Source organism: Psychroserpens burtonensis DSM 12212 (genome assembly GCF_000425305.1).
Taxonomy (GTDB): Bacteria; Bacteroidota; Bacteroidia; order Flavobacteriales; family Flavobacteriaceae; genus Psychroserpens; species Psychroserpens burtonensis.
On record NZ_AUDE01000009.1, the window covers coordinates 1 to 26111 of the forward strand.

The window sequence follows — 26111 nt, forward strand, 5'->3', positions numbered from 1 at the left end:
TCCAAGACTATGGATTATGTAAAAGTATAATCCGTCGGCTTGGAAAACATAACCAGTCCGGTTTGTTTTTGGTTTAAATTCCAGAAAAACTTGACTTTGTCAAAATTTTTCCCGTAATTCATACCAGTATTTTAAACGTGCTAACGTTCTGAAAGTGAACTTTCAACGCTTCCAAGCTAAAATACTGAGTGAAACACCTCTTAAAAAAGATCGGTATTTACACTAAACCAAAAACAAACCGTCCTTTCTATTTTTCCGTACACCTTGTAGAGATTGACCGCGTCAAATCGGCAATTGCTTCACAACGTTGTTGTGTATGATTAGTTGCGTGTTTTAAGCACTAAAGTTAGCAAATAAATCACAGATAGAAAGTCCGCGAGGACTTTCGTAAATTGGCTAAAACCAGCAATTAATTATACACGGTGTTGCCAGTAGTTTTTATTCCGATTTCGTCAGTTTTATTTCATTTGGACTTTCTGGTAATCCAATCAATTTATTATTATAAAAGTACATATCATAAAATTCTCCTGCATTCCAACCTTTTAATAAAATACTATCTCCAATTTTTTCATTCATTCCCATTTCTATTATTTTGAGAGAATCAGTCGGATTTGGGTCTAATTCATAAATCCCATAATGGTTAGGATTTTTAGCAATACTCAATCTAAAGTTTCTATTCTCAATTTTAAAAGTATATTCAGAATTCGAGTATGGATGATTCTCTATCCAAGAACTCCAGAAAAATGAGAATATCCAATAACAAACTATTGTATTAACGAAAAATAAAATCGAAAGTCTTTTTTTTATAAAGAAAGCAATAATTCCAATCAGAATGTTCACTCCGAATATTTCAAGTCTGTGAGATTCAACTCCAACAGACATAAATGGGTCAGGTTTAATATTACTAATCCAATATTTCATAAGTAAAATATCGATTAGCAAAATCAGAACTGTAATTCCGACTAATAATTTTGTTTCTGATTTCGTCATTCTCAAATTACTGGCAACAATTGGATATACGCTATTGTCTATATCCTTATTATGTGTATTCATGCAAATCTAATTGATTTGCAGGACATTAATTAAAGAAAAATTTTTATTCAATTATTTGAAGTTTTAAATAATTCTAAGTGTCATTAAATTTGTTGACCTGTTGAATGTTTTTTTAAAGTCAATAATAGTGTTGGGTTCTTTAAAAACTTAAGTGCAACATTTGATCAACAAACGAAATGAAAACTGCGTGATGGTGAGTTGAACACTTGTTGAGTTGATGTAGTTTCCACTGATCCATTTAAACCTTATCAATGGAAACTATAGATCAACAATTCAACACTGTTTTACTCTTGAAACTTTTCTTTTTTAAAAGTAAAGTATCTGCCCTTATTATTTAGCTTACTTATACTATGGTTACTGTCATTTGGACTTTGGGTTAGGTAGTACCTGTAATAAGAGCCATTTGTACTTTCCAATCCAAAATGATTCTTCAAAACATCGCTAATTTGAAAGGCTGAAGCTCGAGTATTATTTGCTATTAATTTCTCGAGCAGATCACCCGCAGTATATTTGAGAACATCTAATTCATACTTTATAAAATCATCAATTAATATCTGGGCAATTTCTTTATGTAAATATGTTCTATTACCGTTTACCAATCGAGAAAGTGCTTCAGTGAAAATTTCGTTCTTCGTAAACCACATTCTACTCTTTCTCTTAGACTGAATTTTTCTGTTGTTTAAATGATGTGTAAAGTAGGGTATCTCCTTTTTTAAATCATCAAGCAGATTAGGGTTTTCATCATTATCATTTATAGAGTCTACCTTTCTCACCCAATAGCGAATTTCATCTTTATCTACCTGAATGAAATTTGTTTCATTATTAGAACAAAGAATGAATTTCCCAAAAAAATATGATTCTGATTTATCAACTCCTTTTGATTCCGTTTTGTAAGATGAAGCTGTTGATAGATTTTTAATACGTTCACTATCTTCTTTTTTATCTAATAATACTTCATCAACAGCTACTATTAGTTTGGATGACCAATCAGAATTGAATCGACTTCTAAAGTCTTCATTAGCATTTATGGTCATATTACCTTGGAATATTAACTTAAGCCAATTTAGAAAGGTGGTTTTTCCTGTCTTTCTGTCTGCACTAACCAAACATAATATGGGTAAGATTTGTGTCGGCTTTTGCCATAATATGGTTATAAAATCTAAACCGATATCATATTGCTCACCAAAAATATGTTTCAAAAACTTTATGGTTTTAGGAAATTCACCTTGTTTTAATTCCATTTGAATTCTTTCATATTTATTATAGAAACCATCTATGGTTTGTTGGTATTTGGAATTTGATGGTATTAAACAAAAACCATCATATCGCTCAACATCGTCAAGAGCATCTTTTCCTAAATCTGTTATAATTTCACCTTTTTTCCATTTCAATAGTACATTCATTTTGTCTCCACTATGTAAGGGTTGTTGAGCCATTTTATAATAGTCAGTACCTATTCTTATATAATCATTCATGTTATTTTAAGTTTATGGTTAAAAATCCCTCCTTTACAGGTCTTGTATTATCTAATACAACCTTAATTAATACGACGGTCATTTCTGAATCATCTTTTACCATTGCCTTCAACTCATTCAATGTTCTATTCATTAAAAGCATTCTGTTTGCATGTTTTGCAGCTTTCTCCATAGATTTATTTCAAAGGTGTTAAACATTCGAGTAGCTCAGTACGCTTGTAATAGCGTCTGTTAGAAATACCATAGGCTTTAATTTTACCTTTTTTGCTCCATGCCCATAATGTGCTTGAATCTATTTTTAATAGTTCACAAGCTTCGGTTCTGGTAAGTAATTCGGTTTGGTCTTCTTTGTTATTCAGCTTTCTGAATAATTCTAATACTTGAGATTTGTTAGATTCAGCGAGTAACTCCACCAATTCGTTCAGAGTTGTACCCTGAAATAAAATTTGTTTTTTCATTTGACTTATTTTTAAATTCAAGCCAAAAGTCGATAGTGGATCGCGCTAATTATGAAGCAATGTTGCGCTTAAATAAGCGCATTTTAGTTTTATTTGTTAGATGATTTATGGAGATTATATAAATCATATTTGTTGTTAGTTCCCGACTGCCTTGAGTCTATTCGATCAATATAAATGTAAATACTACTCAGGAATTCAATGAATTCCTTGTTTCCGCAAATAATAAAGTTGTCATTTTGCATAGCGTAAAATAGAAAACTATAATTAGCAACATCATTTTTATTACTTGAATAGTATTCATTCATTTTTAAAAATAAATTATATGAATATGAATCTTCGAAAATCCTTGGGTGAGGATTTTGGTTGTCATCGGCAGTAGGTTCGATAGTAATCAAATCTAATATTTCCTGACATTTATCAGCTATGTAGTGAGTAGTAATTATTTCAAAAGAATGAATCAGTCTTAATTTTTCCACTAAGCATCTACAAAAGTTTTCTTCTTTGTAAAATAACGGAGAAAGAGGTACGGGATAATCACATGACTTACAACATTGACGAAATGACTGGAAGCCGAGGGGTAGTCCAAATTCATGTAAATCTGGATAATTGGTGACGTCATCATTAACGATATGTAGAAGCATAGCATTCCCTCGAGGTTTAGGATAGTTTATGTCGAAGCCCCAATTGTAAACTGAGTACACTGATTTTTTTACAGGTATATTAACCAAATTATTTCTGAATAAAGTAATAATACTAATGCATTTAGTTTCTATTAATTTGAGGAATTTAAAATCGAATTTAGTTGTTTCTGTAGATAAAATAAGAAACTCTAATTCACGAATATCTAAAAACTTATATGCAGCAATATCTAAAAAATAGGCAGAATGGTGACGATTTGTTTCTATGTCACTTTCAAATGAGATCTCAATAGAATTCAATTGATGTAATAAATTTCTATAAAAATTATCCTTTTCTCTGTTAGTCATAATTTAACCGTACATAAATCGTACAAAAATATAATTAAAAAACCTGTAAATATCTTAAATTAAGATACTTACAGGAATTTAGTAGTGGAGTCGGAGAGAATCGAACTCTCGTCCAAACAAGCTATTAAAAAGCCTTCTACACGTTTAGTCTTTCATCAGGTTTTCGATTATAAGCTGGCAAAAGACAGCCCACTTATAACTTATCTTCTTAATCTCGAAAGTGCATCAAAGCGTCACACGATCTAAGTTAATATTTTCGATGCCTCTAATAAGAACGCCATTAACCAAGGCTTTCTGGAGACATTTAGCACTCCTACCTAGTAGGACGAGGCTTAATCTTACTGTGATTCAGATTATGCAGCTAAAGCGTAGTTATTCTCGCCGATTAAAAAGTTGACCTAGCCTTTTACGTGTATCAATGTCATTACACGACGTGCTTACCATTCAATGAGTCTCGCTGTCAAAACCAGTCGACCCCTTTATTAGTAATTTTTATTTTGGCGTTCCCTTTCAGGTCAGGCTTTCGGTAGTCGCTCTCTGCGAGGAGCTCCAACAATACCTCAATCCTTAACGCATTTTCCTAGTGAACTGTAATAACAGCTAAAAGGTCTGCGAAATTACTAAAAATACTTGTGCAAATTGCATACCAAACCCGTTTTGTAACTCCTTTAAGAAAAATTGTCAGTCTTAATTCTTAGTTTAGTTAACATGAAAAATTATAATAACATAAGGAACAGAAGCAAAAGGGAACAGTGGTAAGGAAAATGCCCTAGGTAAAGTACATGAAAGTTGCATAACAAAAATCACTAAAACCATAAAAGTAACTGAAGAAACTCACAATGGATGAGAAGATAATAAAGCACTTTGTATCGAACAAAACGAAGGAGATTACTTATTAAAGATTTTAAAGCGCTGCAGAACCTAAAAATTAATTTCTTAAAGCAAAAATTGACTTGCTAAAACGGTAAAATCAACTTATTTTCGTTTAAAATTGTTACACATGAAATTCGTCATTATTAAAGAACGAAAAAACCCGCCAGACAGACGTGTGGTTTTTTCTCCTGAAAAATTAGCAGAGGCTAGAACACAATTTCCAGACGCAGAATTTGTTGTTGAGTCTTCAGATATTCGTGTATTTTCAGACGATGCATATCGTCAAAAAGGATTTGCAGTTTTAGATGATGTGTCAGACTGTGATGTAATGATTGGCGTTAAAGAAGTACCACTAGAGGCTCTTCTTCCGAATAAAAAATATTTTTACTTCTCACATACTATAAAAAAACAACCCTATAATCGCAAATTGCTTCAGGTCATGTTGGACAAGCATATCGAAATGTATGATCACGAAACTATTGTCAAACAAAATGGAGCAAGACTCATAGGTTTTGGGCGTTATGCTGGATTAGTTGGCGCATACAATGGGTTTCGTGTCTTGGGTTTAAGAGATAAACTGTTCAACCTTCCAAAAGTAGAGATGCTTGCAGACTTGAACGAAGTCAAAGCAGAACTAGATAAAATCACATTACCAAACATCAAAATACTACTTACCGGAACAGGGAAAGTGGCACTTGGAGCAAAAGAAATTTTAGACCATTTAAAAATTAAACAAGTCAGTGATGCTTTATACTTAACCTCGCAATTTACAGAGTCTGTTTATGTCATGGCAGACGTCATGGAATACGCAAAACGAAAAGATGGCAAAGTCGGTAGTAAACAAGAATTTTATAAGGACCCAACTTACTTCGAAAGTAACTTTATGCCATACGCTAGAGAAACTGATTATTTTATAGCTGGACATTTCTATGGGAATAATGCGCCATATTTATTTACAAGACAAGATGCTAAACAGCCTGATTTTAAAATCAATTTAGTGGCAGATGTATCTTGTGATATTGATGGTCCTGTCGCTAGTACAATAAAACCATCAACTATTGCAGATCCTTTTTATGGATATGATCCTCAAACTGAAAAAGAGGTCGCTTTTGATGCTAAGGGTGCCATAACAGTTATGGCAGTAGATAATTTACCATGTGAATTGCCAAAAGATGCAAGTGAAGGTTTTGGAGAGCTATTTTTAGAACATGTTATTCCTGCATTTTTTAATAATGATGAACGTGGTATTTTAAAACGTGCAAAAATTACAACTCCCGATGGGACGTTGACAGAACGTTTTAAATATTTACAGGAGTATGTGGATGGGAATAAGTAATTACTAGAATTAGGTTCCTAATTTTAATAATAGCTGTATCTTTTTTAATCGTTTAGTTTTTAAAGTTTGAGAACCCCTTTAGTATCCAATAAGAAGCTGCTAGAAAGCTACCGAAAGTCACTGTAAATATCCAGGCCTCTATTTGAGGATGGACTAGGACATTGAATATATCTCTAAAGATATGCAATGGCTTATTAATGATGTCCCAAGAGTTATAACGCAAGAAAACCAAGATAAATACCAAATGCAGTCCGTCCTAAGATAGACAGCAATATTGGAGTCAACAGTTTAGGCTTTAAATACTGTTGTAATAGTTTTTCTATGTCTAATAGGGACAAGAAAAATAGAATCAAACCGTTAAATAATGGTAACAAAATTTTATTTTACTCTTATGAAGCCAGCCGAAGCATATATAATCAAACAACCTGAGCCATTCAAGTCAATGTTGCTCCATTTGCAACTATTAATTGAGCATACGCTTCCTGAGTCACATTTAGAATATAAATGGAAATTGCCTTGTTACTATATAGAAAAACGTCCTATTTGTTATCTAAATCAAAGTAAAGATTATGTAGATGTAGGTTTTTGGCACTCTGCTCATTTAACAAAATACACAGAGCATATGGTTTCTGAGAATAGAAAGGTTGTCAAATCCTTGCGCTATAAATCTACAGCTGAAATTGATGATGCTCTATTTATGAATATTCTAAAGGAAGTTGAAAAGCATAAGAATAAGTTGTTCTTAACATAAGAGTTATAATTCTTTGGAAAAAATAGAATAAGCAAATCCTTTACCTTTATATGATTTCTTTTGTTTTTTGATTTGTTCAAAGTAATGAGAATCAAAAAAATCAACTGAGGTGATACTAGAATCTGCATTTATGACTTCATAACCTTCGGCCATGATATGGGATTCTGCAATGCGTAATAATTTTGAGCCAATGGTTCGTCTTTGGTAATTTTTGTGAACATACAGTCCATCTAGGTTACAGCCTTTAGTGATATGAGCAAAACCAACAATTTCATTTTTAAATTCAGCTACAATAAAATAAAGATCATTAATACGATTCTCCCAAATTTCTGTATCGTCGGCACCAGACGACCACACTTCTATTTGTTTTTCAGAGTAATCTCTACTGTTTATTGCACGAACAGTATCTCTAAAAATTGAGGTAATTTCTGTAAGGTCTTCTAATGTTGCTTCTCTAATTTCGAGGTCTTTTATCATGGGTTGTATTTGAATCCCGATAGCTATCGGGAGAAATTGAATTTGACTTCGAATTCGAAATTGAAAGCGAAGTCAGAACTAATGCTGTTATATTTTACTAAATACTAAACTACTGTAAACTATTCACCGTCTTTCTTATCGCGACCAAATTAGTCAATAAGTTTTCAAGATTATCTAAATGTAGCATATTAGCACCATCACTTTTAGCATTTGCAGGGTTAAAATGTGTTTCTATAAATAAACCATCCACGTTATTTACAATACCTGCTCTCGCAATCGTTTCTATCATATCGGGACGACCACCTGTAACTCCTGCGCTTTGATTAGGTTGCTGTAGTGAATGTGTCACATCTAATACAACTGGTGCGTACTCGCGCATGGTTGGAATACCTCTAAAGTCTACAATCATATCTTGGTAGCCAAACATTGTGCCTCGATCTGTAATCCACGCCTTGTCGCTTCCAGAATCCTTAACTTTTTGTACAGCATGTTTCATCGCTTCCGGACTCATAAATTGTCCTTTTTTCAAATTAACTACTTTCCCTGTTTTTGCAGCAGCGACTACTAAATCGGTTTGGCGCACTAAAAATGCAGGAATTTGTAGAACATCAACATATTCTGCAGCCATTTCGGCATCAGAGATTTCATGAATATCAGTAACTGTTGGGATGTCAAATGTTCGCGAGACTTTTTGAAGAATTTTAAGTGCTTTTTCGTCTCCAATCCCAGTAAAACTATCAATTCTACTTCTATTAGCTTTTTTGAAACTGCCTTTAAAAATATAAGGAATTTCAAGCGTATTGGTAATATTGAGAACTTTTTCAGCAATACGTAAAGCCATATCTTCACTCTCAATGGCACAGGGTCCACAAAGCAGAAAGAAGTTATTTGAATTGGTGTGTTTTAGTTTAGGTACGTCTGATAATTGCATGTGCTTAAAATTTCAAATTTCAGCAACAAAGTTAACAAAATATAATACCATTAACTTGCTTGAACACTAATTGTCATAGAAAAAAACTAGTCTTGCAGCTTATGTCTGGAAGCAAAGGAGTCTTTTGTCTTTTATTAGAAACTTCTCTTGAAACTATTTCTAATCATCCACAAGGCCATTACAAAATTGACAATGACAAAAACACCACCGTAAACCATAAATTGTTTTGTTTGCTGAGACAAGTTCACGATATTAAAAACATCAGATAAATAGGCGACAATCATGTAAGATGATAGGCATACAAAAGTAATTCCTAGAGTGAAATTAAGCTGCTTATTTGGTTTAATTATTTGCCACAAAAATGGAACTCCAAATAAGAGAATTGGGTAGGCAGTTATTCCTTTACTTTGGTTGACATCTGTGAACCAGTAAGCAATTACCGCTAAGAAGTAGAGGTAAGGCACAAATTTTGAATATTTACTAATTGTTTCCATTCGATTGCTATTAACTGTGATCAATTAAGTTAACGAAAGATACGACTAGAAATTATCCTGTTTAATCAGTATAACATTTTATTAACTTAAGCTTCGGAAACTTTAACACTTCAAGACTTCAACTTTAAAAGGATTATATATCAATTGATTAGCTATAAAAGGTCTTGTTCCTTAATCTTCCGAAGAATTAATAAAAAGACCATTTTTATTAATTTATTAAGATGTATTATTTATACAGAAATTAACGTACCTTTGCACGCTTAAAACAAGGCGTCTATTATGGCTAATATTAAAAACATTGCAATTATTGCACACGTTGATCACGGGAAAACTACGTTGGTTGATAAAATCATGTATCACTGTCAATTATTTAGAGATAACCAGAATACGGGTGATTTAATTCTTGATAATAACGATTTAGAACGTGAAAGAGGAATTACAATTACCTCAAAAAACGTATCTGTAATTTACAAGGATACTAAAATCAATATTATTGATACACCTGGTCACGCCGATTTTGGAGGTGAAGTAGAACGTGTATTAAATATGGCTGATGGTGTTTTATTATTGGTTGATGCTTTTGAAGGCCCTATGCCTCAAACGCGTTTTGTTTTGCAAAAAGCTATTGATTTAGGTTTAAAACCTTGCGTAGTGATCAACAAAGTTGATAAAGAAAACTGTACTCCTGATGAAGTTCATGAGAAAGTATTTGACTTGATGTTTGAGCTTGGAGCAGAGGAGTGGCAATTAGATTTTCCAACGGTGTATGGTTCTGCAAAGAACAATTGGATGAGTGATGATTGGAAAGACGAAACAGATAATATCGAACCACTTTTAGATATGGTAATCGAGCATATTCCTGCACCAAAAATTCCAGAAGGTAATACTCAAATGTTGATTACATCTTTAGATTTCTCTTCATTTACGGGTCGTATCGCTATTGGACGTTTAACTCGTGGAGAGCTTAAAACAGGACAAAACATCTCTTTAGTTAAACGCGATAAAAGTATTGTAAAATCAAAAATCAAAGAAGTTCATATCTTTGAAGGTCTTGGTCGTTTGAAAGTTGACAGTGTACAAACTGGAGATATTTGCGCGATAGTTGGATTAGAAGGTTTCGAAATTGGTGATACTGTTGCCGATTGGGAAGCACCAGAAGGTCTTAAAACTATTAATATTGACGAACCAACAATGAGTATGTTGTTTACGATTAATGATTCTCCTTTCTTCGGGAAAGATGGAAAATTCGTAACATCTCGTCATATTAAGGATCGTTTAGCTAAGGAATTAGAAAAGAACTTAGCACTTAAAGTAGAGCCTACTGATAGTGCAGATAAATTTATGGTGTTTGGTCGTGGTGTATTACACTTGTCAGTATTAATCGAAACGATGCGTCGTGAGGGTTATGAAATGCAAATTGGACAACCTCAAGTAATCATAAAAGAAATTGATGGTGTAAAATGCGAGCCTATTGAAGAAATGACCATTGATTTACCTGAAACAGTTTCTGGTAAAGCTATTGAAATGGTTACGATGCGTAAAGGTGAAATGTTGAGCATGGTTGCTAAAGGTGATCGTATGGTTTGTGAATTTATGGTGCCTTCTAGAGGTATTATTGGTTTGCGTAACCAACTATTAACAGCTACTCAAGGTGAAGCTATAATGGCTCACAGGTTTAAAGAATATCAGCCACTTAGAGGTGGAATTCCTGAACGTCAAAATGGATCTTTAGTTTCTATGGAGAAAGGTCAAGCAATCCCTTACTCAATTGATAAATTACAAGATAGAGGTAAGTTTTTCGTTGATCCAGGTGAAGATATCTACGAAGGTCAGGTTATTGGAGAAAATTCTCGTGGTGATGATATGGCTGTGAATATCACAAAAACCAAAAAGATGAGTAATGTTCGTTCTTCTGGTGCAGATGATAAAGCTAAAATCGTACCTGCAATTAAGTTCTCTTTGGAGGAAGCTTTAGAATACATACAGAAAGATGAGTATGTTGAAGTCACACCTAAATTCTTAAGACTACGTAAAATACACCTTTCGGAAAATGATCGTAAGCGTAATAAGAATAATTAAGCTTAATTTTATATAATTTAAATTAAAGGAATCCAATTTGGGTTCCTTTTTTATTTTTCTATATTTACTAAAAATTCATAAATGATACATTTTCTATATTTTGATCCAGGTTTAGGAGCAATGGTTATTCAAGCTATTGTTGCCGCTGTTGCGGGAGTGTTGCTCTTTTCTAAAAATCTTATGTATAAAATAAAGGTATTTTTAAGAGTCTCTAAGCCAGAAGATGATGTCTTTGATGACATTGATGTAAAAGAGTCTGATATAGAAAGTAAATCAAATAGTGACAAGCAATAATAGACATTCTTCATCTTTTAGAGATCCCTCTGGTTTTATATTTATAGATCAAGGTCTTGTAAAACGTTCCATTTCACCGCTCTACTTTGAGCAGTATAACGCACTTAAATCAACAGGTTTTTTCAAGAAATTGCATAATGCTGGTTTGTTGATTTCGCATGAGGAGCTATTGGCTTCAAATGATGAAGTTATTATACAGCCGGAGCAAATTTCATTTATAAACTATCCTTATGAATGGAGTTTTGGTCAATATAAAGAAGCCGCTTTATTGACCTTAAAAATTCAAAAATTCGCCTTAGAAAATGGCTTTTCATTAAAAGATGCATCTGCATTTAATGTGACTTTTCACAAAGGTAAAATGGTTTTTATAGATACCTTGTCTTTTGATTTCTATCAAGAAAATTCTCCATGGCGAGCGTACAAACAATTTATAACTCATTTCTTGGGGCCATTATTGCTAGCAAAATACAACGGTCTAGATTCTTTAAAATTAATGAACAGTTTCATTGATGGTGTTCCTATTAAAATGTTGTCGTCAATGTTGCCATTTAAGACAAAACTGAATCCTTTCCTATATTCAAACATTCATTTACTTACTAAATTTGAAGACAAGCATAATGAAGATTATAAAGGAGAATCTAAAGCAAGCCACTTATCAAAGAAGGCACAGCTCAACATTATTAAAGGCCTTTACGATTTTATAAAAAAGATGTCATTGAAATCTACTAGTGAATGGGGAAATTACTATGATAAAACTAATTATGCAAACGGTGCTTTTGACCAAAAGGCAGAGATTATTGATGGATGGATCAAACAATTAGGAGCTAAAACGGTAATTGATATTGGAGGTAATGATGGCACTTTTGTAAGGAAAATAAATCAAGAATTACAGGAAGCTTTGGTATGTGATATTGATTATAATGCCGTAAATGCTAATCATATCCTGGTAAAGAAAAATAAAGAAACGTTTATGTTGCCTTTTGTTTTTGATGTTTTAAATCCGTCAGCGAATATTGGTTTTAATAATAAAGAAAGAGATTCCTTTTTAAAGAGGATAAAAGCATATGCGCCCGATGTCACAATGGCATTGGCATTTATTCATCATATGACGTTGAGTGGTAATATTCCTTTTGAAATGTCTGCAGAATTTTTCTCATCCTTTTCGAAACATTTAGTTATTGAGTTTCCGCAGAGAACAGATTCTTGGGTACAACGCTTGTTAAATACAAAAGGAGAATTCAAAGGGCATTTTGATTTTTATAACATCAATAATTTTGAGTCGTGTTATGCTAAATACTTCATCTTAGTAGAAAAAGTAGCGATTGATAATTCTGAACGTGTGATGTACGTTTATAAAGCTCTATAATTTGAGGCAGGCTATAAGTAAGTTCATAAACAGTAGTAAAGATTATGCACTTATAGCAGGATTTATATCAGGTGTTTATGCGCTGTTTTATCTATATGATAGAAACTTCACATTGGTTAATTCTTGGCAGCAATTCCTGTTTTTTATATCATGTTTTTGTATTATACCTGCAATTATAACCCGTTTTACGCATCGTTTATTACTAAGTATCCCATCATTAAAAATATTTAGCAAATTTAGTATTTCGGTATTAAATTGTGCCTTTTTTGGAGTTTTTATAATAGCTGTCTCAAAAGGTTTTGAAGCTTATTTTTTACTTGTTTCTGGCTGGTTTAGTTGGGGGTGTAGTTGGCATTATTTTATATAGGCATATCAATAAAATAATGGTTTTTCAATTATTTTTATCAACTTTTATGCTTGCTAAGTTAGTTCCTAATGTATACAGAGCATTTACGTATTCTTATGATTGGCAAATTCAAAAAGATGATATTTTGAATGCTAAATTTGTTAAAAAACCTAATATCTACTATTTGCAACCCGATGGTTATGTTGATTTTGATTATATTAAAAAAGGGTACTATAAATATAATAATGATAACTTCAAATCATTTTTAGACTATAATAAGTTTGTAACTTACAGTAATTTTAGATCAACACTATCTTCTAATACGTCTTTGTTTTCTATGGCGCATCATTATTATAATCATAAAAATAGTTTTCAAGAATTTACAGGAGCTAGAGAAATAATTATCGATAAAAACCCTGTTCTTGATATTTTTAACTCTAATGGTTATAATACTAATCTCATATTAGATAATGCTTATTTAGTGGTTAATAGACCTCGCCTGGGTTATGATTATTGCAATATTGATTATGGTGAAGTTCCGTTTCTTTCAAGAGGAAATAGTTTTAAAACAGACAATAAATCAGATTTGTTAAATAGCATTGATATAAATAAATCGTTCAATAATTTTTACTTTGTAAGATATCCAATTCCTGGTCATATTCACTCAAACAAGTCATCATCAAATGGTGAAATTAAGGAAAGAGCGCAGTATCTTAAGGATTAAGAGTTATCCAATGTTTGGTTAAGAGATGTCGTTTCGTCAATTATTAATAAGGACACAAACGCTCTTATTATTATCTCATCAGATCATGGTGGTTATGTTGGCTATGATTATACGGGGCAACATCGAAAAAAAACAGGTGATCCTGATTTAACTCGTTCAATATTTTCTTCTGTGTTAGCCATTAAATGGCCAGAAAATCAAGTGCCAGATTATAAGGACGAGTTAATAACCGCTGTGAATTTGTTTAGAGTATTATTTTCTTATTTAAGTGAGAATGAAGATTATTTAAAGGCTTTGGCAGATAATAAAAGTTTTGATGTAGTCTCTGAAGATGCTTCCTTTGGAGTTTATGAAGTTATCAATGAAAATGAAGAGATAGTTTTTATAAAGGTTGAGAAATAGAGTGTTACTTTTTTGTAAATTGACCACATGAAATTAATACAAAGACTAAAAAAAAAAGTAAGTAGATTTAGTCCTAAAAGTAGATCGTTCCCCATAGTCGCTGCTCTTGCCGCAGGATTGTATCCTTTACTATATGTCTATTATTCAAATTTCACCTTAGTTTGCTCTTGGAGCCAGTTTGCGTTTTACGTTATTACATTCTTGTTGCTGCCTGTTTTTGTGTTTTATATCGCAAGAATAGCTAGTGATCGTCTACATTTAATAGGTAGATATAAACCATATATAATTCCGGTTTTAAATATCACATTCTTTGTGTTTTTTATGGTTTTGGTGACCTATGGTTTTAAAAAGAAAATATTAGTAGTCGTATTATTACTTGCATTTATTTTATCAATTGTTGTTTTTAAACACATTAAGAAAGTTGTTATTATGCAGTTAATTATGTCAGTTATTGCTTTTTTTATGTTAATTCCTGTTTTGTTTGTACCGTTTAAAACGTCTTCAGAATGGATGCAACAACCAGATGATATTGAACAAGCAAAATTTAAAAAGAAACCCAATATTTATATTATTCAGCCCGATGGTTATGCGAATTTTTCAGAATTAAGAAATGAGCTATATAATTATGACAATTCGGATTTTGAGGCATTTTTACTTGATCATAATTTTAAGATGTATGAGAATTTTAGAAGTAACTATTTTTCAACCTTAAGTTCTAACAGTTCAATGTTCGCAATGAAACACCATTATTATAATAATGTTAAGGGTTCTGCTCATGAGCTTTATAATTCTAGAAAAATTGTTATTGGAGATAATCCAGTCATTTCAATTTTTAAGAATAATGAGTATAAGACCTTCTTAATGTTACAGAAATCTTATTTATTAGTTAATCGTTCTAAAGTTCTTTATGATTATTGCAATATAGATTACAGTGAAGTACCTTATTTTACTAGAGGTTTTGGTGTAACTAAAGATTTGGAGATAGATTTAGAAAAAGTGATTAATGAGAATAAAGAGACAAATAATTTTTATTTTATTGAGCAAATAGCCCCAGGTCATGTAAGTACATTTAAGAACGATTCAGATGGTAAAACAAAAGAACGAAAAGATTATATCGATAAACTTGATGATGCAAATGGCTGGCTTAAAAACATCATAAACATCATAAATGAAAACGACAATGAAGCTATTGTAGTCATGGTTGCCGATCATGGTGGTTTTGTGGGTTTTGACTATACCTTGCAAACTAGGATAAAACAAGAGGATGATGAATTGGTTAAATCTGCGTTTACTGCAGCGCTTGCTATTAAATGGCCTAAGGGTGAGGTTCCAGAATTCGATAATAAATTAAAATCTAATGTTAATTTATTTAGGGTCTTATTTTCCTATTTGGAAGATAATGTGGGCTATCTTGAACACCTAGAATCAGATCATAGTTATTTAATGATTAATGAAGGTGCGCCAAATGGTGTTTATGAGGTTATGGATAGTCTAGGGAATGTCGTATTTAAAGAAATTACGGATTAGCTTTAAAAGCTAGTATTTATTACATTAGTAAATTACATCTAAAATAGAATCTTATTATTACTGTTAAAACATATCATTATAATAAAACACAGGAATGGAATAATTTTGTAGCAAACTCAAAAAATGCTACATTTTTATTTCAACGTGATTTTATGGAGTATCATCAAGACCGCTTTGATGATTACTCTTTGATGATTTATAAAAACAATAAGCTAGTTTCGATTTTTCCTGCAAATAGAATTGAAGGCACTGTTATTTCTCATCAAGGTTTGAGTTACGGAGGACTATTATTATTACAAGATGTTAAGTTTGAAACTACGGTTACAATATTTCAAGCACTTTTGCAATATCTACTAAATAATGCTATCCCAATATTAAAAATAAAGGTTTTACCTAAAATTTATAATAGTTTACCAAGTGACGAAATTGATTATCTTTTATTTAAAAGTAAAGCACACCTTTACAGAAGAGATGTTTCAATGGTTGTTGATAATGGAAATAAATTAAAATTGTCATCAAATAGATCTCGGAATTTAAAAAAAGCTAAGAACAATAATGTAGTTGTAAAAGAAGTCTTAGAATTTGATGATTTTTTTAATCAAATTCTAATTCCAAATTTAGAAAAACGCCACAATTCATTGCCAACACATTCGTTAAAAGAAATAAGTGAATTAAAATTAAATTTCCCTAATAAAATAAGACAATTTAATGCCTATCAAAATAATGAAATTATTGCAGGTGTAACTATTTTTGAGTCTTCTAAAGTAGCTCATGCGCAATATATTTCTACAATTACATCTAAAAATGAACTAGGTGGACTTGATGCTATTTTTGATTTTTTAATAAATAAATTATATAGTAATAAACATTATTTTAGTTTTGGTATTTCAAATGAAAATCAAGGACAACAAGTAAATCGAGGTTTGCTTAATTGGAAAGAAAGTTTTGGAGCAAATGCAATAACTCATGATTTTTATACTATAAATACTGAAAATTATAGATTATTGGACGATGTAATGTTATGATTAAATTCTTAGACTTAAATAAAATTAATTCAAAGTACGAAGATACCTTTTCATCTCGATTTAAAGCATTTTTAAATTCTGGATATTATATAAAGGGTTCTGAAGTCAATCAATTTGAAGAAGATTTTGCAAACTATTGTGGCACAAAACACTGCATTGGAGTTGCTAATGGTCTTGATGCGTTAACGCTAATTTTCAAAGGCTATATAGAACTGGGTAAATTGAAAGTTGGTGATGAAGTCATAATTCCCGCAAACACCTATATAGCAACCATACTATCTGTTATTAATTCTGGGCTTAAACCTGTGTTTGTAGAGCCAAACGAAGCAACTTTTAATATCTCACCTTCGGAAATTTTAAAACACCTCAAACCATCGGTTAAAGCTATACTGGTCGTTCATTTATATGGGCAGTTAGCAGACATGTCTGAAATTAGCACGTTGGCCAAAAATAATAACCTTCTGGTTATTGAAGATGCTGCCCAAGCTCATGGAGCGGTATCTATTTCTGAAGAAAAAAAAGCAGGAAACTTATCTCATGCAGCAGGTTTTAGTTTTTATCCCACTAAAAACCTTGGAGCTTTAGGTGATGCAGGAGCTGTGACGACCAACGATGATGCCCTAGCAGCATGTATTAAATTACTGCATAACTACGGAAGTTCTAAGAAATATGTCAACGAAAAAATTGGAATTAACAGCAGGCTAGATGAACTGCAAGCATCATTTTTAAATGTGAAACTAAAAGACTTAGATATACAGAATGAGATAAGACGTGACATTGCTAAACGGTTTTTAAATGGAATTGATAATCCTAAAATTACACTTCCGTTTTATGATGGTTCTAATAATCATGTGTTTCATGTTTTTGTTATTAGAGTTGAAGACAGAGTGCATTTTACGACCTATTTGGACCAAAAAGAAATAGGGTTCTTAATTCATTATCCTATTGCTCCACATCACCAAAAAGCCTTGTCTCTTTATAAATCTCTATATTTGCCAATTACAGAGGCCATTCATGATACCGTAATTAGTATCCCAATGAGTCCTGTAATGACTAATGACGAGATTGAAACAATTATTAATGCCCTAAACCTTTATTAATTGAAAAGCTTAATTAAATACATTAACACTAATGTATTATTTAAAGTAGCACATCTTAACTCTGCGACGATTATTACTAAAATTATTGCAGGTGTTTTAACATCTAAGGCCATTGCTTTTTTTATTGGTGTTGAGGGCATGGCTTTGATTGGTAATCTCAGGAATTTTTTAGGAGCTATTCAATCTATTTCAATACTTGGGTTTTATAATGGCGTAGTTAATACCATTGCTAAATTTAGAGAGGATAGTATCAATTTAAGTAAAACCTTATCTACTGCTTATTATTTATGCTTCTTCTCAACCATTATAGTTGCGTTTACATGTTACTATAATGCGCAATTCATCAACGACTTATTATTTTCATCGTATTACGACTTTGCCTATGTCATTAAAATAATGGCTTTAGCATTACCATTTTATGCATTAAATATGATGTGTTTTTCCATAATGAATGGCTTTTCTAACTATAAAATGCTACTCATTATTAATATCATAGGTCAAATCTTAGGCTTGCTAGTAACGTTGCTTTTAATTTATCAAGATCGTATAGATGGCGCTTTGATTGCTGCAGTTATAGCACCGTCCTTGATATTTTTAATTACTTTGGTAGGTATCGTAAATAGAAGAAACTTAATGACGTCTATTAAAATAGATCATATAAGTTTTGATATTTTAAAATCGTTTAGTCCATATACTGCGATGGCCTTGGTTACAGCAGTAGCTTTGCCTTTAATTTCTATTTGTATTCGTAATTATATTATTTCTGAAATTGGAATAAAGGAAGCAGGTTACTGGGAGGCAATGAATAGGATTTCTAGTTATTACTTGATGTTTATTACGTCAATAATCACGCTTTATATCGTGCCTAAGTTTAGCAAAATTAAGATTAAAGCAGACTTTAAGAAGGAGATTTTTAGTTTTTATAAATCGGTGATGCCAATTTTTGGATTAGGCTTGGTGTTAATTTATATTTTGAGGCCTTTTATAGTGCCACTTATCTTTTCCGAAGAATTTCAACCAACAGAAAATTTGTTCTTTTGGCAACTTCTAGGAGACTTTATTAAGGTGTTAACGCTGGTTATTTCTTACCAATTTTTAGCCAAAAAAATGTTTATGCATTTTATTATAGTAGAAGTGTTTTTAGTCATAACGCTCTATTTTTCTAGTGTTTATTTTATTGACGCGTATGGTGTTGAAGGAGCCGTTATAGGACATTTTTTAAGTTATGTAATGCATTATGGCATTGTGTTACTTATTTTTGGTACATCGCTGTTTGGGATAATCCCAGAAACATCTCAAGAAGATGCATCTTAGATTAGATCCAAAGTAATTTTCTAAAGTATATATTCATTGCAATGAAGTGTAGAACATAAGTGACAAAATATGCTATTGAAACTCCAACAAAACCATAATATTCAATAAAGAATATGGTTAAACAGCAAAAGACTACTGCCCAACCTATTTGAAAACCTATAAACACCTTAGTATTAGCTTTAGATATCAATAAATTACCAAGTACCCAAGAATTAATTTTAATAGCATCTCCAAGTAAGTGAAACAAGATGATTGAGTTTATTAATAAGAACTCTTTAGTAAATAGCAACACTATAAGATAATCTTTGATTAAATAAACTGCAAGTGTTATGATTACTATAATTGGAAGACTTAGCGACCAAACTTTAAAGACTTCGTTTTTTAGTTTTTCTCCATTTAAATTAGTGAAAGTTGGAATCAAATAAAATTTAAATGTTGTTGTAAGAAACATAATATAAATAGCTGAAATTCTCCACATACCTTCCCATGAGCCAGCAAACTGATCTCCTAAGTTTCTATTTATAAAAGTTCTAACAAAGAAGGTTGCACCTAGCATAAATATTGGAGCAGTAACAGCCATTAAAGAGAATTTTGTTAGATTTTTAAAATATTTTGAATTTATCCTTAATTTTAATTCCCTTATTGAAGGTTTTTTAATGTTTTTTAAAAATATGATTGAAATAAAAAATACAAGAATTTGACTTAAAGCAATTGCATGGATTGCTCCTAATAAATTAAATTTAATTACCAACACTATCATTATGATTGATGATAGTACTGTAGCAATAATATTTATAATCACATAGGTTTTTATTTTTTTTAGCCCATTTAAAGTAGACAGAATTAGGCTGTAAACCGCAGAGGTGATAAATGAAAAGGATAAAAGTATTAGAGCACTAGAAAATTTAGAATCCTCAAATAAATAGTGTGCGAGAGTTTTATTAAAAATAAGAGTTATAATGCAAACTATTACTGAAAATATTAAGTGAATTTTTAGAGCAGAGCTAATAAACGGATTCAGTTTTTCTGTGTTATTATAATCTGCAACATATTTAATTACTCCATTTTCTGTACCAATTGTACTCGCAACTTTTCCTAAACTAATAAAGTCTTTTAATTGACCTAAAAAAAACATACCACTAGTTCCAAGATAAATTGCGGTAACTTTATTAGTTATAAGTTTAGTTATGAGAGATACAGAAGTGCTTATAAAAGAATAAAAGGATGTTTTAATTAGACTCATAGATATTTCTTAAAATCGTTCCATACACTAAAATTCTTGTTTAAAATTGACTGTAGTAATATAAAGTCTTTTTTGTATAACTCTGTAATCCATTGTCTTTCTTCATTAGATAATTTTGGGTAATCAGTGTTTGTTTTACTCTTATTAATCGCAAAATTCTTTATTTTATTTTTGATTGATGTTTTTAAATGTCTTGGTATAAAAAAATGAATTGGCTTGAGTATCCTAATACTATTACTCATCAATTTTGTAATTGTGTTATAACGTTTTGGATTTTTAAGTATAACAGTTTTATTAGCCTTAGTTTTATTAATTGAATCAAACTTAGACAAATTTAAAAACTCTAAACATTCGTTAACCACACCAAGTTGATTACTTTTTAAATCTTCAAAAAATACAACTTTAATGTTTTTGCTGTCAAAATTATCATAAAATCTAGATAGCCATTTACCATAAAGGCCGTATTGAAAATAACTTTTAAACCTACCACTAGGTTGTCGTTTAGAATTATCTGGTTCAATATCAATATCATTTAAAATAGCATCTTTTAATTCAAGAGATTCCATTCCTAATCCTTTAAGATACCAATAATGAGAATATAACCTATCAACAGGGTTTCTTAATATAAAAATGAATTTCACATCCTCATCTAAATGCGCTTTAACCCTTTCAATAAATTTAGGAAAAAGCATGTAACTGGTACTTGCATCTCCTCTATATTTAGCATTAGGTTTTTCTTTTAAAATCTCACTGTATTTATTGTTATAAAAATCAATTGATGTATCAAAGTCATCTTTAACAATGTAAAAAGGTTCCTTTGCTGATGACATACAAATATCTTCATGAAAATTCAGTAATGCGTGCAAAGTGCTAGTTCCTGATTTTGCAGCACCTGGAATGAAAAGATTAGGAAAATATTTTGATTTTTGCATTAAACGAATAGTGTAATTTCAAAAATAAACAATTCTTCTTCAAAAACTTTATTGTTAACATCCTATCCAGAGGAGTTTTTATAATTTATAGGAAAAAGTGTATTTTTAATTACGGAAAAACCGTAATATGTGTATGATTTTCAGTATTTTAACATTGATAAGTGTGTTTTTATGTTTTAATTTCCTGCATTAATAGATGTTTAATCTAAAAATCAATTATTATGAGAAAATTACTTTTTTTAAGTTTATTGGCAGTTACTTCTACTGCAACATCACAAACCACATTTCCAACAAACACATTTCCAACTACAGGGAATGCTGGAGTTGGAACTTTGACACCAACAGAAGAATTAGAAGTTGTTGGTACAGTTAAAGGTGAACGTAGAATATTTACCAAGTCTTTACCTAATGGATCTATATTTAGTAGTGGTTCAGATAGGAATTTACAATGTTCTGTGCTAAATGCAGGTACATAATTTGGACCTAGTGGCTTTATTTTAAATGTATTAGATTTTACAGAATCAAATTATAATACTCAAGCCCAATCTTTTATTGGTATGGAAGATAGGAATTATAAAAGCCGTTGGAGATTTTTTGCTAACACAGTAGGATCTAGTGAACTAATTTATTATAACAAAAGTCAGTCACATTTTTTTAAGTTAAAAGAGGATGGTAGTGATAATGTATATTTAAACTTACCCAAAGCTAATTCTTACTTAACAATTGGTACAAAATCTTTTAGTGATAACGGTGATTTGTATAATTTAACAGTTAATGGTAAAATGAGAGCACACTCTGTTAAGGTGTATACCGATTGGGCCGATTATGTTTTTGAAGAAGATTATAAATTACCAACATTAGAAGAGGTTGAAGCCTTTATTAAATTGAATGGGCATTTACAAGATATACCTAGTGCTGCAGAAGTTGAAGAAAATGGTATTGAACTTGGAGAAATGAATAAATTATTACTTCAAAAAATAGAAGAGTTGATGCTTTATACCATTGAGCTTAAGAAGGAGGTTGACGTGTTAAAAACTAAAATAGATTAATTATGAGAAGCTTAATTTTAATTTTATTTTTAACGATATTTACTTTTAGTTTTTCTCAAGACTCTGCGTACTGGTTTAGTATAAAAGATTCATCTAAGATTCCAAAAGTAACCCAAGGAAGAAGCTATGTCACTTTAGATTTTGGAGACAAGACCATAAATGGTATATTCTCTAAATATAATGTTATAAGCTTTGAAAGATCTTTGCCAGCATCTAATAATGCTCTATTGCTAGAAGTTTTTGAGATTACTACTTCAGATTTAGCTTTATTTGATGAAATGGACGATAAACTCTCGCATATTTTTTTCAATTTAGAAGAGAAAAAAGAAATTCAATTTCTTTATATTCCCAATGATTTTGGAACAAATGGAGGTGAACTACAAGAACAAGAAGAACTTAATTATATTAATGCTCCTCAAGCATGGGATATGACAACAGGGAGTACTGATATCATAATTAGTATTTCAGAAAGTGTGAATATAAATCATGAAGATTTAATTGGACAATCTGATATTCATAATGGTGGAAGTAGCTCATCTTATAATGGACATGGCACCAGTGTTGCTTTGTTTGCTGGAGGAGTTACAGATAATAATACTGGTATGGCATCTGTTGGTTTTAATAGTTTTATTCGAAGTAAATCAGGTGGGACAAATGCTGTTATACAATTAGCAAAAGATGGTGTTAAAATTATTAATATGAGTTGGGGATCATGTAACCTTTCACAGAACACTATTGATATTAGGCAAATGGCAATGGATGAAGCGTATGGTTATGGAGCTGTATTAATAGCTGCTGCTGGAAATGGAGCTTTTAGTTGTCCATCATTAGGCTATGGAGCTTACCTTTATCCAGCGGCTAATGATCACGTTATTGCTGTTACGGTAGTTGGACATTTATATGAACTAAATGATCCAGATTCCACGCACAATATTCAAAAAGATAGATTTGAAGCAGTTGGTAATTCTAACCTTTCAATTACTTATAATGACAGAGTTGATATTGCTGCTCCTGGAAGAGCAGTTTTGACACAGCAGTCAGGTCAGCCTAATGGGACTTATACTTATGGAGGTGGCACATCATATGCAGCGCCAATTGTTGCTGGAACAGTAGGTTTAATGTTAGATTTAAATTATTGTTTAACGCAGGAAGAAGTGGAAACTGTTTTAAAATTAACATCAAAGAAGATTGATAATTTATCTGTTAACCAATCCTATAACGGTCAAATTGGTTCAGGAGTTCTAGATGCTTATAAAGCGGTGAAAATGTCAAAAGATATGGCAGATGAGTTTGGAATTGTTGAAGTTAATGATAGAATCTTATATCGTTGGTCTTATATACTGGAAACAGCACCTTATGAAATCCAAATGTCTAATAACGATGTTACAGGTAATGCTCAATTGGAATTCAAAGCTAGAAATAATATTGAAATTTTGAGTGGAGATTATTATCCCCAAACTGGTGGCTATATAGATTTAAGTATAGATGAAACGTTGGCATTAGATTGTTCACTACCTCCTAGTTCAAGTTCTAGAATGTCTAATGTTGATAAAGATGATAGTAAGGAAAGTGATATTGAAGTTATCCCTACATTAGTGACTACCAATGTTAAAATATCAAATTTGAATGCTAGTAGTGAAAATCTTTTATCAATTAAAATTTATGATTTCTATAGACAGGAAGTTTATACTAATGACAAGATAAATTCAAATTCAGTCAATTTAAATTTAGAACATTTGAATGAAGGCATTTATATCTTGCAAGTTTTAGATAGTAGAGGTAAACAAATTCACGTTCAGAAAATAGTCGAAAAATAAAATTATAATAGCTGCCAGCTTACTATTAAGCTGGTAGTTTTTATGTTTAATAAATTGAAGTGATTTTAGCATTTTATTTAACTTAATTATTTATTAATCAGCGTTTTTAATATTAATTTTACATTCTTAAACAACCTGTTTGGCAGTGTCTTAATATTATAAAAAACAACATCGATGTCTCGCTCGTCAATTTCAATATTTTTGAGTCCAAAATCATCCATTTTAAAATTAGTAGTTTTTTTTGAAGTCTTACTAATGTCATTTAATACATTATTACCATGAACAAATTGAATCCATAAACGCTCATTTTTATTAATAATTTGATGGTTATGAGATTTCCAATAATGATGTTCTTTGGATAGGACACTCTCAAAGTTATCCTTTTCACTTATGACACTCATAAATGGATTGTGCTCTTTTTTCACCAACCTCAATTGATAATTTTTATTAGGCATTAATATTAATTGATATCCTAGATTAATGTTAATTACAGCACTCTTCGGTTGAAATAAATTTTGAATTGTTTTGATAAAATTTTTATGCACGATATCATCGTTATCTAATCGTGTTGTAATAATAAAACGATTTTGAGAATCTGCTTTAACAAAATTGGAGATGTCCTTTTCTAAATTTTTAAACCCATCAATAAATAAAGGTTGGAAAAAAGGTAGATGTATTTCTAAATTTTTAATTTTAGAGCTGTAGTCTTTTGGAGTGTCAATATCAAAGCAAACAAGCCATTTAAAATTCTTATTGGTTTGGTTCTCTATAGATGGTAAACAATATGTTTCAAAAATATTAAAACGCTCATCCAGCCATGTATTTGATAACACATGATTGTCACTATTTGGATTATGCCAATTTTCGTTTTTTAAATTAAACCGCGTTATTAAATAGTGTTCCATTTTAAGATATATTCTGAGACCATGTTTCTACGTATTTCTGAGTGATTTTAATATAATCATGCTCTTTTTCTATGAAATTTCTTGCGTTGTTTCCTATTTCAATAATAGATTTAGGGTGTTCTATTAACCAACTTAACTTATCTACTAATTCAATTACATTTGGCAAAGCGTTTATAGCTATTGTGTTTTCTTTAATATTATAATAATCTAGCCACTGTTGTTCAGCTCCAGTGAATACCACTTTACCTTTAGACATGGCTTCTAAAGCATTATAACCTTGGTCATAAGCATAAACTTGATCTAAGAAAATATGACACGTGTCATATAATTTAATGTACTCTTTGTAAGGAATGTTTTCTGTTCTAATGATGTCAACTTTATTAGTATATTTTTTTTTAATTATTTCTAAGGCCTTATCAAAAAAAACATTCCCTTTTTTTATATAACCACTGGTATTTATACCATGAAAAATTATGATTTTATCACTAATAGATAAAGTTTTAAAATCTATTTTATGTGTGTTTATGGGATTTGGTATCATACCTCTATACGCATCAACTCCTATATGTGGTAAATGGTAATCTATATCTGAAGAAATTACACCATTAACATTTTCATATAAATATTGATGCAGTTTTTTGTGAGAAGATTTTAGCTTGTTTAAAATGTGTTTGTAATAAGGTCTATGTTTTTCATCTTCTTGTAAAGGAGTTAATATAGAATACCTATAGTTTTTGTCAAATGCATATTTTACACTAACGTAATCTATTCCGCAGGATAATAGAAAAACACTTTTATTATACTGTATTAATTTTTTAATCAGAAAAATTTCAAATTTGGGATAGGTTTTAAGAACACCTTCATTAATTAATTGTACTACATCATAGCCCTTTAACCTATGAAGAATTTTATAGAATCTAAATGCATTCTCAAAAGCAATAAGATTGATACTTGTAATTCTTAATATCAATTTTGTAATAGGATGCCAAAACGAATTATTAAATATTTTTGACCCAATAGTTATATCAACATCATAATTTTTGAATCCGTCTCTATCACCAATAAGAAGTACTTCATGATTGAGCTCAACCAAACCCTCCTTTAAAGAATTGTGCAACCGGCTATATTCTCCTATTAAAAGAATCTTCATTTAT

The 26111-nt window shown here is 30.9% G+C and carries 27 protein-coding genes and 1 other RNA gene; 14 read left to right on the top strand and 14 right to left on the bottom strand.

The features are described 5' to 3' along the window. Positions 1-438 precede the first annotated feature (438 nt). The 6 genes from H593_RS0102715 to ssrA form a co-directional block, all read right to left on the bottom strand. On the bottom strand, positions 439-1053 hold the full coding sequence (locus tag H593_RS0102715) for a hypothetical protein (protein ID WP_028871008.1): 615 nt from the start codon (positions 1051-1053) through the stop codon (positions 439-441). Between the two features lie 284 nt (positions 1054-1337). Next, the gene (locus H593_RS0102720) at positions 1338-2528 is read right to left on the bottom strand and encodes a primase-helicase family protein (protein ID WP_028871009.1); all 1191 of its coding nucleotides are present in this window, start codon (positions 2526-2528) and stop codon (positions 1338-1340) included. A 1-nt stretch (position 2529) separates the two neighbouring features. Further along, positions 2530-2700 carry a hypothetical protein gene (locus H593_RS20700; RefSeq protein WP_157588761.1) on the bottom strand — a complete coding sequence of 57 codons (171 nt, stop codon included), beginning with the start codon at positions 2698-2700 and terminating at the stop codon, positions 2530-2532. A gap of 4 nt (positions 2701-2704) precedes the next feature. After that, positions 2705-2986 (bottom strand): helix-turn-helix domain-containing protein, encoded by a 282-nt coding sequence (locus H593_RS0102730; protein ID WP_028871010.1) that lies wholly within the window; start codon positions 2984-2986, stop codon positions 2705-2707. Positions 2987-3075: 89 nt separating this feature from the next. Then, positions 3076-3972, bottom strand: coding sequence for a hypothetical protein (locus tag H593_RS0102735; protein WP_028871011.1), 897 nt, complete (start codon positions 3970-3972; stop codon positions 3076-3078). 82 nt (positions 3973-4054) lie between these two features. Continuing rightward, positions 4055-4450, bottom strand: a transfer-messenger RNA (tmRNA) gene (gene ssrA / locus H593_RS20380). A gap of 522 nt (positions 4451-4972) precedes the next feature. Between ssrA and H593_RS0102740 the strand changes: the two genes are divergently transcribed. After that, positions 4973-6181: an NAD(P)-dependent oxidoreductase gene (locus H593_RS0102740; RefSeq protein ID WP_028871012.1), complete on the top strand. Its 1209-nt coding sequence runs from the start codon at positions 4973-4975 to the stop codon at positions 6179-6181. Positions 6182-6233: 52 nt separating this feature from the next. Here H593_RS0102740 and H593_RS21560 read toward each other — a convergent pair whose 3' ends face one another. Continuing rightward, positions 6234-6425, bottom strand: coding sequence for a DUF1361 domain-containing protein (locus H593_RS21560; protein ID WP_169338344.1), 192 nt, complete (start codon positions 6423-6425; stop codon positions 6234-6236). A gap of 147 nt (positions 6426-6572) precedes the next feature. Here H593_RS21560 and H593_RS0102745 point away from each other — a divergent pair, with 147 nt between their 5' ends. Further along, positions 6573-6932: a DUF1801 domain-containing protein gene (locus H593_RS0102745; RefSeq protein WP_028871013.1), complete on the top strand. Its 360-nt coding sequence runs from the start codon at positions 6573-6575 to the stop codon at positions 6930-6932. Positions 6933-6935: 3 nt separating this feature from the next. On the opposite strand, the gene H593_RS0102750 is transcribed toward H593_RS0102745, so the two are convergent. The 3 genes from H593_RS0102750 to H593_RS0102760 all read right to left on the bottom strand — a co-directional run bounded on the left by H593_RS0102750 (position 6936) and on the right by H593_RS0102760 (position 8834). Continuing rightward, entirely contained in the window at positions 6936-7409 is a 474-nt protein-coding gene (locus H593_RS0102750) for a GNAT family N-acetyltransferase (protein ID WP_028871014.1), read from the bottom strand. Between the two features lie 109 nt (positions 7410-7518). Further along, a complete protein-coding gene (gene kdsA, locus H593_RS0102755) occupies positions 7519-8340 on the bottom strand; it encodes a 3-deoxy-8-phosphooctulonate synthase (RefSeq protein WP_028871015.1) in 822 nt (273 codons plus the stop codon). A gap of 134 nt (positions 8341-8474) precedes the next feature. Continuing rightward, entirely contained in the window at positions 8475-8834 is a 360-nt protein-coding gene (locus H593_RS0102760; protein ID WP_028871016.1) for a hypothetical protein, read from the bottom strand. Between the two features lie 279 nt (positions 8835-9113). Between H593_RS0102760 and typA the strand changes: the two genes are divergently transcribed. The 9 genes from typA to H593_RS0102805 all read left to right on the top strand — a co-directional run bounded on the left by typA (position 9114) and on the right by H593_RS0102805 (position 19011). Beyond that, the gene (gene typA, locus H593_RS0102765; protein WP_028871017.1) at positions 9114-10913 is read left to right on the top strand and encodes a translational GTPase TypA; all 1800 of its coding nucleotides are present in this window, start codon (positions 9114-9116) and stop codon (positions 10911-10913) included. Between the two features lie 81 nt (positions 10914-10994). Further along, positions 10995-11207 (top strand): hypothetical protein, encoded by a 213-nt coding sequence (locus H593_RS0102770; RefSeq protein ID WP_245585000.1) that lies wholly within the window; start codon positions 10995-10997, stop codon positions 11205-11207. Further along, complete coding sequence (locus H593_RS0102775) at positions 11194-12573, top strand: hypothetical protein (protein ID WP_028871019.1); 1380 nt, start codon at positions 11194-11196, stop codon at positions 12571-12573. The genes H593_RS0102770 and H593_RS0102775 overlap by 14 nt, the downstream gene beginning before the upstream one ends. A gap of 383 nt (positions 12574-12956) precedes the next feature. Then, the gene (locus tag H593_RS0102780) at positions 12957-13643 is read left to right on the top strand and encodes a hypothetical protein (protein WP_037051378.1); all 687 of its coding nucleotides are present in this window, start codon (positions 12957-12959) and stop codon (positions 13641-13643) included. Positions 13644-13814: 171 nt separating this feature from the next. Beyond that, positions 13815-14045 (top strand): hypothetical protein, encoded by a 231-nt coding sequence (locus H593_RS0102785; protein ID WP_028871021.1) that lies wholly within the window; start codon positions 13815-13817, stop codon positions 14043-14045. A 27-nt stretch (positions 14046-14072) separates the two neighbouring features. Further along, positions 14073-15572 carry a hypothetical protein gene (locus tag H593_RS18410; RefSeq protein ID WP_037051380.1) on the top strand — a complete coding sequence of 500 codons (1500 nt, stop codon included), beginning with the start codon at positions 14073-14075 and terminating at the stop codon, positions 15570-15572. Positions 15573-15724: 152 nt separating this feature from the next. Further along, positions 15725-16597 carry a GNAT family N-acetyltransferase gene (locus H593_RS0102795; RefSeq protein WP_245585001.1) on the top strand — a complete coding sequence of 291 codons (873 nt, stop codon included), beginning with the start codon at positions 15725-15727 and terminating at the stop codon, positions 16595-16597. Next, positions 16594-17697, top strand: a complete 1104-nt coding sequence (locus H593_RS0102800; protein ID WP_028871023.1) for a DegT/DnrJ/EryC1/StrS family aminotransferase — start codon at positions 16594-16596, stop codon at positions 17695-17697. The genes H593_RS0102795 and H593_RS0102800 overlap by 4 nt, the downstream gene beginning before the upstream one ends. After that, positions 17698-19011 carry an O-antigen translocase gene (locus tag H593_RS0102805; RefSeq protein WP_028871024.1) on the top strand — a complete coding sequence of 438 codons (1314 nt, stop codon included), beginning with the start codon at positions 17698-17700 and terminating at the stop codon, positions 19009-19011. 1 nt (position 19012) lies between these two features. Here H593_RS0102805 and H593_RS0102810 read toward each other — a convergent pair whose 3' ends face one another. After that, on the bottom strand, positions 19013-20254 hold the full coding sequence (locus tag H593_RS0102810) for an O-antigen translocase (RefSeq protein WP_028871025.1): 1242 nt from the start codon (positions 20252-20254) through the stop codon (positions 19013-19015). Continuing rightward, the gene (locus tag H593_RS0102815) at positions 20251-21186 is read right to left on the bottom strand and encodes a sulfotransferase family protein (protein ID WP_028871026.1); all 936 of its coding nucleotides are present in this window, start codon (positions 21184-21186) and stop codon (positions 20251-20253) included. Before H593_RS0102815 ends, H593_RS0102810 begins: the two co-directional genes overlap by 4 nt. A 221-nt stretch (positions 21187-21407) precedes the next feature. On the opposite strand from H593_RS0102815, the gene H593_RS0102820 reads away from it, so the two are divergent. The 3 genes from H593_RS0102820 (at position 21408) to H593_RS0102830 (ending at position 24052) form a co-directional block, all read left to right on the top strand. Beyond that, positions 21408-21662, top strand: a complete 255-nt coding sequence (locus tag H593_RS0102820) for a hypothetical protein (protein WP_028871027.1) — start codon at positions 21408-21410, stop codon at positions 21660-21662. A gap of 81 nt (positions 21663-21743) precedes the next feature. After that, on the top strand, positions 21744-22235 hold the full coding sequence (locus tag H593_RS19845) for a hypothetical protein (RefSeq protein ID WP_051229604.1): 492 nt from the start codon (positions 21744-21746) through the stop codon (positions 22233-22235). Positions 22236-22237: 2 nt separating this feature from the next. Then, positions 22238-24052 (top strand): S8 family serine peptidase, encoded by a 1815-nt coding sequence (locus H593_RS0102830; RefSeq protein WP_028871028.1) that lies wholly within the window; start codon positions 22238-22240, stop codon positions 24050-24052. Positions 24053-24138: 86 nt separating this feature from the next. Here the strand turns inward: H593_RS0102830 and H593_RS0102835 are convergent, their stop codons facing one another. Then, the gene (locus H593_RS0102835) at positions 24139-24957 is read right to left on the bottom strand and encodes a glycosyltransferase (protein ID WP_028871029.1); all 819 of its coding nucleotides are present in this window, start codon (positions 24955-24957) and stop codon (positions 24139-24141) included. 1 nt (position 24958) lies between these two features. Continuing rightward, positions 24959-26107: a glycosyltransferase gene (locus H593_RS0102840; protein WP_028871030.1), complete on the bottom strand. Its 1149-nt coding sequence runs from the start codon at positions 26105-26107 to the stop codon at positions 24959-24961. Positions 26108-26111 lie beyond the last annotated feature (4 nt).